Annotated in this window: 6 protein-coding genes and 4 pseudogenes; 5 read left to right on the plus strand and 5 right to left on the minus strand. The window is 65.3% G+C overall.

The genetic code is table 11. The annotated features are described in order from the left end of the window. A partial coding sequence (locus ACLQI9_RS13975; RefSeq protein ID WP_442379935.1) for a beta-ketoacyl synthase N-terminal-like domain-containing protein occupies window positions 1-2,002 on the minus strand: 2,002 nt, incomplete at its 3' end. Beyond that, window positions 1,999-3,747: an AMP-binding protein gene (locus ACLQI9_RS13980; protein ID WP_442379933.1), complete on the minus strand. Its 1,749-nt coding sequence runs from the start codon at window positions 3,745-3,747 to the stop codon at window positions 1,999-2,001. The genes ACLQI9_RS13975 and ACLQI9_RS13980, both read right to left, overlap by 4 nt. A gap of 731 nt (window positions 3,748-4,478) precedes the next feature. Between ACLQI9_RS13980 and ACLQI9_RS13985 the strand changes: the two genes are divergently transcribed. Together ACLQI9_RS13985 and ccrA are read left to right on the plus strand one after the other, a co-directional pair. After that, entirely contained in the window at window positions 4,479-4,703 is a 225-nt protein-coding gene (locus ACLQI9_RS13985) for a hypothetical protein (RefSeq protein WP_442379931.1), read from the plus strand. Between the two features lie 251 nt (window positions 4,704-4,954). Further along, entirely contained in the window at window positions 4,955-6,226 is a 1,272-nt protein-coding gene (gene ccrA / locus ACLQI9_RS13990) for a crotonyl-CoA carboxylase/reductase (protein WP_442391784.1), read from the plus strand. A 41-nt stretch (window positions 6,227-6,267) separates the two neighbouring features. Here the strand turns inward: ccrA and ACLQI9_RS13995 are convergent. Then, window positions 6,268-6,605: pseudogene (locus ACLQI9_RS13995) on the minus strand (cyclase); the annotation flags it as partial. Between ACLQI9_RS13995 and ACLQI9_RS14000 the strand changes: the two are divergent. From ACLQI9_RS14000 to ACLQI9_RS14010, 3 genes and pseudogenes are all read left to right on the plus strand, one after another. Beyond that, a pseudogene (locus tag ACLQI9_RS14000) lies at window positions 6,592-7,239 on the plus strand (response regulator transcription factor); the annotation flags it as partial. The pseudogenes ACLQI9_RS13995 and ACLQI9_RS14000 overlap by 14 nt on opposite strands. Before the next feature lie 92 nt (window positions 7,240-7,331). Further along, on the plus strand, window positions 7,332-7,550 hold the full coding sequence (locus ACLQI9_RS14005; protein WP_442379927.1) for a hypothetical protein: 219 nt from the start codon (window positions 7,332-7,334) through the stop codon (window positions 7,548-7,550). 235 nt (window positions 7,551-7,785) lie between these two features. Then, window positions 7,786-9,129: a cytochrome P450 gene (locus tag ACLQI9_RS14010; RefSeq protein ID WP_442379925.1), complete on the plus strand. Its 1,344-nt coding sequence runs from the start codon at window positions 7,786-7,788 to the stop codon at window positions 9,127-9,129. A gap of 105 nt (window positions 9,130-9,234) precedes the next feature. Here the strand turns inward: ACLQI9_RS14010 and ACLQI9_RS14015 are convergent. Together ACLQI9_RS14015 and ACLQI9_RS14020 are read right to left on the minus strand one after the other, a co-directional pair. Beyond that, window positions 9,235-10,421 (minus strand): annotated as a pseudogene (locus tag ACLQI9_RS14015) (adenylate/guanylate cyclase domain-containing protein). A 237-nt stretch (window positions 10,422-10,658) separates the two neighbouring features. Continuing rightward, a pseudogene (locus ACLQI9_RS14020) lies at window positions 10,659-11,830 on the minus strand (cyclase); the annotation flags it as partial.

Consider the following 11,830-nt stretch of genomic DNA (forward strand, 5'->3'; position numbering starts at 1 on the left):
CGATGGCTTCGGCGAACGCCGGCTCGTCGGCCAATAGTTGGCGACCCATTCCGGCCCACTGCGATCCTCGTCCCGAGTAGACGAACACCGTGCCAGGTCCGATGGAGCCTGCATGGGGAGCCACCACACCGAGCGCCGACTGGCCGGCCGCCAACGCCCGCAACCCGGCCACCGCCTGCTCACGGGTGCGTGCGGCGACCGTTGCGAAGCTGCCTTGCCGACTGCGGTGATGATTGAGCGTGTGCGCGATGTCAGCGAGCGGCACGACGGCGCCGACACCGTCCATCCACTCGGCGAGAGCACCCGCCCACCTCGCCACGCGCCGCGGCGTCTTGCCCGACACCACCAACGTGCTCACCGGCGCATCGGACAGATGCAATCGCTGGGAGGCCGGCGCCGGGGGCTGCTCGAGCACCAGATGAGCGTTCGTGCCGCCGAATCCGAAGGAGGACACCGCGGCCCGTCGTGGTCGTCCGGTCGACGGCCAGTTCGTGGGTTCGTCGACCACTTTGAGCCCGAGCTCCTCGAACGGGATGTGCGGGTTCGGAGTGTCGAAATGCAGGTTGGCCGGGATTCGGCCGCGCTGAACCGCCAGTGTCGCCTTGATGAACCCGGTTACGCCGGCGGCGGCCTCGAGGTGACCGACGTTGGTCTTGACCGAGCCGATCAGCAGCGGGCTGTCCGGTGCGCGGCCCCGGCCGTACACCGAACCGAGGCCGCGTGCCTCGATGGGATCGCCGAGCAGCGTCCCAGTGCCGTGCGCCTCGACGTAGTCGACCTCGCGTGGCTCCACATCCGCGTCGGCGCAGGCGGCGCGCAACACCGCGGCCTGGGCTGCCGGGTTGGGCGCCATCAACCCGTTAGACCGGCCGTCTTGGTTGATCGCCGAGCCGCGCACCACGGCCCGGACCCGGTTGCCATCGCGTAGTGCTTCGCAGAGCCGCTTGAGCACGACGACTCCGCAGCCCTCGCCGCGCACGAACCCGTCGGCGCCGGCATCGAACGCGCGGCAGGCGCCGCTCTGCGACATCGCCCCGGCCGCGTCGAAGCCGCGGGTGACGGCCGGAGACAGGACAAGGTTGACCCCGGCGGCGAGCGCGAGGTCGCTCTCCCTGGTGCGCAGACTCTTGCAGGCCAGATGGATCGCCACCAGGGACGACGAGCATGCCGTGTCCACCGTGACAGACGGGCCGCGAACGTCGAGGAAGTAGGACAGGCGGTTGGCGATGATGCTCAGCGCGCCACCGGTGCAGGTCCAGGCGTCGATCCGGCCCAGGTCGCGTGACGCCAGGAAGCCGTACTCGCTGACGCACGCCCCGGCGAAGACCCCGGTCTGGGTTCGGCGCAGCGACTCGGCCGGGATGCCGGCGTGATCTAGCGCCTCAACCGCCACCTCGAGCAGCAGCCGTTGCTGGGGGTCGATCTTGTCGGCTTCGCTCGGTGATATGTCGAAGTACTCGGCGTCGAACGCAGCTACGTCGTCGAGGAACGCCCCCCACCGGGTGGTGCGCGCCAGCGCGGTGCCGACCTCGGCAGAACCGTCGTCGAACCCCTGCCACCGCTCGTCGGGCACCTTCCCGACAGCCGAGCGGCCCTCGGCGAGGAACTGCCAGAAGGCATCCGGGCCGTGAATGTCGCCCGGCAGCCGGCAGCCCAGGCCGATGACCGCGATCGGCTCATCCAGCGAGCCGCGCTCGCCGACGCCCGGCACGCCGCCCGGAGTCGGCTCGGTGTCGGGTCCGCATCCAGCACTGAGCAGACCGTGCGCGAGGGTGTTGATCGTCGGGTTCTCCCAGAAATCCACGGGCGAGACCGGGCGGCCCAACATCTCGGACAGCTCCCGCGCCAGCACCACCGTGTCCCGCGATCCGAGGCCGAGTTGGTTCAGCGGCGCATCCAGGTCGATCTCCTCGAACCTGCTGCCGATGGTGGTCACGAGGTAGTCGACCAACCAGTTACGCAGGTCGGCTTCGTTGGCTTCGTCAGCCCATGACGTGGTCATACCGCCATGTCCAGTCGCTCAAATTCGCCCTCGCGGTACAGCTCGACACACGACGACCGGCGGGTCTTGCCGCTAGTGGTCACCGGAATCGATCCGGGCGACACCAGCACCAGGTCGCCGACCCGCAGGTTGTGCGATTTCCATACCGCCGTCGCGACTTCGTGTTTCACCGAGTTCAGTCGCTGGGCGTTCTCGTCGGCGCTGCCGCGCGCCTTCAGCTCGATGATCACCACCAGGTTCTCGGTGGTGTCGTCCTCGACGGCAATCGCCGCCGCGCGGCCACCGGTGATCTCCTGGATTGTGGCCTCGATGTCGTCGGGATAGTGGTTGCTCCCGTCGACGATCAACAGGTCCTTCAACCGGCCGATGACGAACAGTTCGCCGCCGGACATGACCCCGAGATCGCCGGTGCGCAGCCACGGTCCGGCCGGCGTGCCCCCGCTTGGCTCGTTGATTCGCGCGCGGAAGGTGCGTGCCGTCTGCTCGGGCTTGTTCCAGTACCCGAGCGCGACGTTGTCGCCGTGCACCCAGATCTCACCGACGCCGCCCTCCGCGTGCTCAACGCCGGTGTCGGGATCAACGATGCGGATCACGGAGATCAGCGGGGCACCGTAGCTGATTAGCTCGGTAGTGCCCTCCCGGCGGTCCACGCAGGGCTGGGCGACGCCGGCCGAAAGCTTCTCGAGGTCGAAGCGGGCGGTCTTCACCGCCTGGCCGAGTCGCGGCGTGGCTACGTGCAGGGTCGCCTCGGCCAGTCCATAGGCGGGACGCACCACGTCCTCCTTGAGACCGAGCCGGGCGAACCGCTCAGTAAAACGCTTGATGGTGGCGTAGTGGACGCGCTCGGCCCCGCTGATAAGGGCCACCACATCGGCCAGGTCGAGGCCGGCCATGTCCTCGTCGGCGACCCGGCGAACCGCAAGCTCGAACGCGAAGTTCGGCCCCGCGGAGAATGCGCCGGGATGGTTGGCCATCAGCTGCATCCAGCTCCCCGGCTTGCTCAAGAACGCCAATGGGCTGGTGAGCACGGCGCTGCACTCAGCCAGCAATGGCGCGAAGACGCCGAGCATCAGCCCGAAGTCGTGGTAGAAGGGCAGCCACGACACGGCCTTGCCGTTGGGTATCCCGCTGCTGCTGTTGAAGTATTCGTCGAGTATTTGCTGCGCGTTGTGGGTGACGTTGTGGTGCGAGACGACCACACCGGCCGGGGTGCGGGTCGAACCCGAGGTGTACTGCAGATACGCCGGGCCGGGGCGCGAGTAGTCGGTGGTGTCGAGGATGCGGGTGGCGTCGGTGTTGAGGATATCGACCTCGATGACCTCGGGCGCTGGACGGCCGCCCGGCGCGTTGGCGTACTTGTTGACCTCGGCCACCGCCGAGGTGGTGGTCAGCAGGACGGCCGGTGCGCTGTCCTGAAGGGCCGACTTCACTCGATGGTCCTGTACACCCAACTGCGGCACCGAAAGCGGCACCGAGATGAAGCCGGCCTGCAGGGCACCGAAGAAGGCGACGATGTAGTCGAGTCCCTGGGGGGCCAGGATCGCCGCGCGGTCGCCGGGGGAACCGCACCGCCGCAATTCTTCGGCAATCACCAACGCTCGCCGGTATACCCGCGCCCAGGTCAGCGTCTCGGGATGGCCCGTCCCGAGCACGGCGCCGTCCATGAAGGTGTAGGCCGTCGCATCGCCGTGCACGGTGGCCCGCTCGCGCAGCAGTGCAGGAATAGACATGTCGGTGTGGGGCATGCTTGGTGACCTCGTCGCACTTTGTCTATGTGGCTCAAGGCCGGTTGGCCGGCCGAGCTCCTCCCGCGATGTCCTGCCGAAACGACGGCGACCGGAACAGGTGTCAGGCTCCACGAGGGGAATCGTCGCTGCCGTGCGGTGTGATGAGCTCAGTAGTGCACCACTGCAATCTCGCCCGGCCCGGCGCGGTACTACTTGGATGCACTCTTGAGCTCCCGCTTCTTGATGTCAGTAAGACCCGCATGGCGCGCGGCCGCCGCGAAGGGGTGAGAATCGCCGCGTCGTGGGCCTGGGTGAACGCGGAGTTTCTTGGTGCTGGGAGTGCGAAATAAAGACTGAGCTGGGGTCACGGTCGGCACCGCGAATTGTTTGCTTTGAGCATGGCTGACAGCGTCGATTAGTTCGGCGATCCTGCCGGGCTCCACTGCTGGAAGGGTCCGGCGGAGGGTGCCAGTGAGGCAGCCGAGCGCACCACGTTGGGTCACGGGGTCGGAAGTATCGGCGCCGTCCGGTTGTGCAATTGCGGACGAGGTCAGGCCCCTGTCGTCTGGGCGGAAATTAGCCGGAGCCCGAGCCCGCGAATCGGTAATCCCGCGGTGAAACTGAACGAGATTGCAGTAGCACGCTACTGCGCTCGTCGCACCGCAGTCGAGTGACGATTCCTATCGCGAAGTGCAACACCCGGACGCCGTTGGCGATCGTTGCGCGAGGACACAGATAGAGGAACGACGATGACTACCGCAAAATTCGCCGGTCGCGGCTGCGTGATGACGAGGATCGCGGCACACGCGACCGGCCACGAATGGGCCAGGGACGGCACCCTGCTGCGCGTCGACTGCGAACGCGGCATCGGCTGGGTCGCCACGCACTACGACCTGAGTCTGCGTGTCACTCAACAGGTCAGGGGTTCAGATGAGGAAGTACACCGCGTAGCGGCCTACTGGGCACAGGGCTAGGAGAAGCCATGAGGTTGCACGTGGTCGATACGCATCGGGCTGTGCCAGAAAAGGAACACCCCATTGGACGACGCGCCGGGCTCGCCTCGAACCCGACACGACCGGGCACGACGGAGGAAAGCCTGATGAGAAATGGCCACTGAAGACCGACTGCGCGCACAGTCGGGGTGCACCCGAGGTGTCGCTAATCGGATTGATCAGTACCACTTCTGATTTACGTGATGAGAAAGGATCGTGCCATGACTTTGAGCATGACCGCCGACTCGAGCCCTGGGCGGAGCGCACGTACGTCAACCCTGTATGACGTAGGCGATCTGCCGCCATTGGGTGTTGTCCCGCGGCGAATGTATGCATCGGTGATCCGTCCCGACCGATACGGTCCCCCAGCGCGGGCCTTTGCTGTGGAAATAGTTGACGTGCCTCAAGTGCAGCCCGGCTATGTCTTGGTGGCGGTGATGGCGGCCGGAGTCAATTACAACAATGTGTGGGCCGCTCTGGGTAAGCCGGCCGATGTCATCCGGATGCGCGCGCGGCAGGGCGATACCTCAGACATGCATATCGGAGGATCGGAAGCCTCGGGAATTGTCTGGGCCATCGGCGAGGGTGTGCGAAATGTCGCCGTCGGTGATCACGTCCTACTCTCAGGTTGTCGTTGGGATGAGACCGACTCGGCGATACGCATGGGCAGCGATCCCATGCTCGCACCGTCGCAACGTATCTGGGGGTATGAGCTCAACTGGGGAGCTTTTGCACAATTCACACTGGTCGCTGAGGTGCAGTGCCATCCCAAGCCGCCAAAGCTGAGTTGGAAGGAGGGCGCATGCGTGATGCTCACAGCTCCGACCGCGTATCGCCAGCTGACTGGCTGGCACCCGAATACGGTGAGGCCGGGCGACCCGGTGCTTATCTGGGGTGGTTCGGGAGGGCTGGGATGTATGGCAATTCAGCTAGTGCGCCAGCTCGGTGGCCGTCCGATCGCTGTCGTCTCGCGACCTGATCGGGTAGCGTACTGTCAGCAACTGGGCGCGGTCGGTGTGATTAATCGCTCGGAGTTCGACCATTGGGGTTCTCCTCCGCCGCCAGGTACCGAACAGCATCAATCATGGTCAGCGGGCATACGGGCTTTCGGTCGGCGAATTTGGGATATCTTGGGTGAGCAGGTCTCACCGGCAATCGTTTTTGAGCATCCGGGAGCCGATACGCTGCCGACGTCGTTATTCGTGTGCGCACCCGGCGGTATGGTAGTACTCTGCGGCGCCACTTCTGGCTATCTCACTGAGGTGGACCTACGGGTCGTTTGGATGCGGCAAAAGCGACTGCAGGGCTCGCATTTCGCTAATCCGCGGCAATGCCGGGCAGTGATCCAGTTGGTCGAAAGCGGTTTGCTCAAACCGTGTTTGGGCCGTGTGTACAGTTTCGACGAAATCGGACAGGCACACCAGGACATGTACGATGGCACCGCGCCGGCGGGCAATGTCGTGGCGATGATCGGTGCTTCAGCGGACGGACATGGCCACCCATGATCGGTGTGGACTGCCGATCACTGTTGTCCCCTTCTGCGATCAAGCGCGATCGTCTGCGCGCCGTGCACCCGCGTCAACGCTCCCTGGTACTCGGGGCGAGAGGTGATCAGCACCATCGACTGGGTGCGCGGAATGACGGTTAGGAAGTCGGCCAGCATCGACTCGCTGACCGCATCGATCCACTGGACATCCTCGATGATGAAAGCGCCGGTTCGCTGCGCGCCAGCGACGCGGCGTTGATCAGTGCGGTCAACCGACGCCGCCGCGCATCCGGGTCGATCTGGGGCGGCGGCACATCGGGGTCGGCGATGCCGAGCAGATCATCAAGCAGCAACAGATCTTGTGGGTCGGCATCCCGGACTTGTTCCCTGGCCCGGGCGTGGGTGGCCGTGGGCCAGGGCGCGGTCAGTGAGGCGATCACTGTCTTGTTGTCGGCGGCCGGAAGGGCTTCAGCTAAGGGTCAATTCGCGGAAGAAGTGGTCTGCCTGCAGACCGCCGCCCAGTTCGGTGACCAGTCCGGCGCAGTGAGATTGCGCGACCTCGAAGCGATCGTCGAAGGACCACGTGTTGGTGTCGCTGCGCGGTTCTCGGCCGCCCTGAGCGACGGCGACGGCGGTGAATTGACCGCCGTGTCAGAAGAATTCGAGCGCATCGGCGACCTCGTTGCCGCCGTCGATGCCGCCGCCCAAGCCGCCCTCGCGTATCGCAGCCAGGGGCTACGGGGATCGGCGTTGGGATCCGCGACACGCGCAGATGCGCTGGCCGAACAATGTGGCGGCGCATGGACTCCCGCGCTTCGTCAGGCAAGCGAACCCGTGCCGTTGACCGATCGCGAACGAGAGATCGTGATGCTGATCGGTGAGGGGTTGTCCAACCGCGAAGTCGCCGAGCGACTGACTCTGTCCGTACGCACCGTCGAAAGCCACATCTACCGGGCCATGTCAAAGACCGGAACCAGCAGCCGCGACGAACTCGCCGCCCTGATACCCCGCCGTGGTGAGCGAACAGAATGACATCGCCTCTGACGGCGCGCGCTCGGCGCCGGCGATGATTTCAGTATCGCCATACTGAGTCAGCATCACGAAAACATATGCATGCTGCTCAGATGGCCGATGAACTCAGCCAACGCGAGCGGGCGCTACGGCGGCTGCCGTTGCCGTATTCGCTGGCGTTGAGGCTGCGCGACGTCGGCGTCTCCGGCGACGTGATCTGCCGGTACGTCAACGTCGAGCAGGCCGCCCTGGATGGCCTGTACCGCATGGCCGAAGCGAAACTTCTTGCGGTGCAGAACGCAACAGACGATCGCTACCACGGGTGCCGGTGAGGCAGCCGAGCGCACCACGTTGAGGTCGCGGGACAGGCGTTGCCCATCATTTCAGCCGCGGACGACGCTTAGACAGTGCCGTCTGGGCATGGGACAAGCGCGAACTCAAGACGGCGACTAACTAAGTAGTACTGCGCCGAGGCTGGGCGAGATTGCAGTGGCGTGCTACTGCGCTCGTCGCACCGAACGCATTTGACGATTGATCGGTCACAACGCCAACGGAAGAAGGCATGAAGTGTCCGAATTAATTGCGGCACTCGCCGATCCGTGCGAAACATCGACGCCGAACAGGTTGAACCCGCCGCCGGTGCGCTTACCCAAGCTCGTGCAGGGTGTTGGATTCGCTTTTTTTGGCCGCAAGGCGATGCGGAATTGGATCAAGCGGCACGGACGCATCTTCGAAATCAACGTCCCATTCTTTGGTCGATCCGTCGTCGTTTCTGACCCGGCTCTGGTGAGGTCGGTGTGTACCGCGAGCGCCGAACAGCTGATCAACATGCAGCCGAATCTCAGCAATTGGTTCGGGCCCGGGTCGACATTCGGGCTTGACGGCAGTCGGCACCGCGATCGGCGCCGACTGCTCGCACCGGCGTTTCACGGTCAGAGCCTCAAGAACTACGAGAAGGTCATCGAGGACGAGACACTGCGTGAAAGCGCGAATTGGCCCGAGAATAAAGAATTCCGGATTCTCGAACCGATGAACAGGATCACATTGAACGTGATCTTGCGGACCATCTTCGATGCTGATGGGACCGAACTCGAGGAACTACGCGAGATCGTCCCGCCCTATATGAAACTCGGACAGCTCTTGGCATTTGTGCCGGCGCCGCCATTCCGGACCGGACGCCACAGCCAGTGGGGCAAGCTGGACGAGTTGCGCAAGGCATTCGACCGGATCGTATGCACGCTGATCGATAGGGCCGAGGCCGATCCGGGTCTCGGCGATCGGGTGGACGTCCTGGCACTTTTAGTGCGCAGTAGGCATGACGACGAAACCGGGGTGCCGCGGCTGGACATCTGCGACGAACTGTTGACCCTCGTCTGTGCGGGCCACGAAACCACCGCATCAGCACTGGCCTGGACGTTTGAGCGGTTGCGGCGCCACCCAGACGTGCTGGCTGAACTGGTAAGAGAGGTCGATGAGGGTGGCAGCGCCTTTCGTCGAGCCACAATTTTGGAGTCGCTGCGAGTACGCACCGTCATCGATGTGTTTGGCCGCCGGGTCAGTTCGCCGAACTTCGACCTCGGCGAGTGGCGGATTCCGGATGAGCGCACGGTGCTCGTGCGCATAGCCAATCTTCACGAGAATCCGGAAATCTTTCCTCACCCCGAACGATTCGATCCGTATCGCTTCCGCGGAACCAGGCCGGCGGCACCAGCATGGCTGGCGTTCGGTGGCGGAGCACGGCGATGCATCGGCGCTGATTTCGCGATCGCCGAGATGGATATCGTGCTGCGGACGGTGCTGCAGAATTTCCGGATCCAGACCGATACCGCTGCCGATGAGAAGTCGTATTTCCGGGGAGTCGCCCATATCCCGAAACTCGGCGGCCGCGTAGTAGTGAACCGCAGAAGGTAGCCCATTGTGTCGACTCAGCTGATCAGACCATTGAATGCAGAACGGCTCGAAATCCGCTGCAATGTCGGCGACGCCATTGTCGCGAATTTGGCGGTCCACATTGTCTTATTCTTCGAGCGGCATCTCGATACGAGGGCGCTCACCCGTGCATTTGCGCACGCGCCTCACGAATCTTCCGATCTTCGCGGGGCGAATGGCGGTGGACAACGGCAGGATGCGAATCCGATGTGAGGGCAGGGTGTGCCCTTCACGTCTGTGTCGTCCGGCCGCACGCTCTCTGACGCGATCCGGTCGGCGTCGCAGGACAGCGGAGGCTGGCTCATCGACCCGGTGAACGGTGCCACAGCTCGGTGGGGATGGGGCCCGTTGTGCAAGGTACGTGTCACGCACCTTGCGGACGATGCGACCGCGATCGGTTTCGCAGAAGGTCCAAAACACCTCGACCCCGCGACCGGCCGCGGCCGCCCCGGCCTCCCGGGCCGTCCGGCTCTTGCCGATGCCCGGCGGTCCCACCACATTCACGACACCACCGCGGCCACCGATCGTGCGGTCCACCATGGCGTCGAGGGCCGCCATCTCCCATTGCCGTCCGACCAGGCTCGCCTCGGCGCGCCCGACCAGCCCATCCCGTGGGCCGATCCCTATCAGTCGGCGCGCCCGCACCGGTTGGTCGGCCCCCTTGATGCGCACCCACTCCGGTTCTGCCAGCATCACGGTGTGCTCGACCAGCCGCGCCGTTGACTCCGACAGCATCACCCCGCCCGGCGGCGCCACCGATTCCATCCGCTGGGCAAACCCGACCTGCCGACCCATCGCGGCGTAACCCAAGGCCCCCGAACCGATCTCCCCGGCGATCACCCGGCCCGAATTCAGGCCTACCCGCAACCGCAGCGCCACACCATCGCGGCGGGCCACCTCGGCCGCCAACAGGTTCGTCTCCTGCTGGATGGCGAGCGCGGCAAGGCATGCCCGAAAAGCGTGGTCCTCCAACGCAACCGGGGCGCCGAACAGCGCCATCACCCCGTCGCCGGTGTACTCCACGCTCCCGGCGCCGTAGCGCTGCACCACCGCCGCCGCCGCTCCACGAGCTCGGTCATGATCTCGCGCAACCGCTCCATATCCACCGCGGCCGCGATGTCCATCGAGCGCACCACGTCGGCGAACAGCACCGTCACATGCTTGTACTTCGCGGTGTCACCCGAAACCGCAGTTGGGGCACCGCACTCGTCACAGAACTTGGCGTTCTCCCGCAGCCCGGTGCCGCATGACCCGCACGCCACGCACGCCGTCATCCGAGCACCACCGATCCAGGGGTCCCGACTACCCCAATTGCCCAAGGATAGAGCGTTCACCAGCAGGGGACGGCGTCATTGGCCTACGCGCTAAGCGATGCCGATCGATCGCCTTCTCTTGCAGCGCAATAGGAACCGACGGTGGCCACCACGTGTGCACGGACGACGCCGAGCGCATCACGAACGGGTCCGTCGCGGCGCGGGCTGGCACGTCAGCGAGGATGGTCGAATTGCCGACTATTCCTCATCCGCGACCATCGCCTCGGCCCAGGCGATGTGTCCTTCGAAGCCAAGCGATTCCGCCATCGCGCGATAGCGACTCACCAAGTCCCGGTAGGCAACATCGTCGCCGCGGGCCCGGGCCAGCAGCGCGCGCAGCCGCAGCAGCCAGATGTCGCGTATCACCAGACCCTCATCGGCTGGCGCGGCCGCTAACCGCTCGATCGCGGCCTGGGCTTCGGCCACGTCATCGTCGGCCCCGCGGTCGAGCAGTGTTTCCACCAGAACACCGGTCGCCGGAATGCCCAACGCTAGCAGCTGTCCCTGGCGGAACAGATCGTCGAGGGCGGTGCGCATGAGCGGTATGGCGTCATCGCGATCTCCGCGCCGAGCCCTCTCACGTGCCGAGTAGACATCGACGATCGGTAACTCGCCCAGGTGGTCTTCCCGGCGCATCCACACCTCGCTGACCTCGGCCAGGAGCTTGCATCCGCGGTCACGCTCCGCGGCGGTGTGGCGGTTCACCAGCGCAACGCCCAGCGCCATCCAGGCGGACTCCAACGCGAGGTCATCACCGGATCGTTCGGCAACCTGTAGGGCATCCTCGATCTCGCCCATAGCGCGATCGTCGGGCCTCAGCACGCCTAGAGGTATCCCCGCGCCGTAGACGACGGTGGCGGCCCTGGCGTAGGTCACGGGGTCGGCGCTGCGGGCCATGGCGGCGGCGCGGTGCAGGTCGTCGCGCCATCCGGGACGACCCAGGCACCAACGGGCAATAGCCCGCGTCGCCAAGGCGAACGCCAACGGGGACCCGGCAATGAAGTTGCCTTTAGCCGGGTCACCGTCGGCCAGGTCGATGACCGGCTGTGACCACCGCAGAACCTCAGACCACTCGCCGCTCTCGACCTTGGCCCAGATGGCGGCGAAGGACAGCCCCACCGTCAAGGTCGGATCGTCGACCGATTCGATGAGGGCCATGGCTTCCGATGCCAGCCGCGACGCCTCGCGCATCCGGCCCTGATACACGTGGTCCATCACCAGCCCCGCCATCCCGATCGCCAGCGACGCCTTGTCCCCGGCGGCGGTGCACAACTCGCGCAGTTCCTCAAAACGGGCACCAGCCACGCTCATATGGACTCGCGAGGCGATCCCGCACAACATGGTGCGCGGGGCAATGCGCATGGCCGCCT

It is taken from the genome of Mycobacterium sp., from assembly GCF_052143115.1.
In the GTDB taxonomy this organism is placed as follows: Bacteria; Actinomycetota; Actinomycetes; order Mycobacteriales; family Mycobacteriaceae; genus Mycobacterium.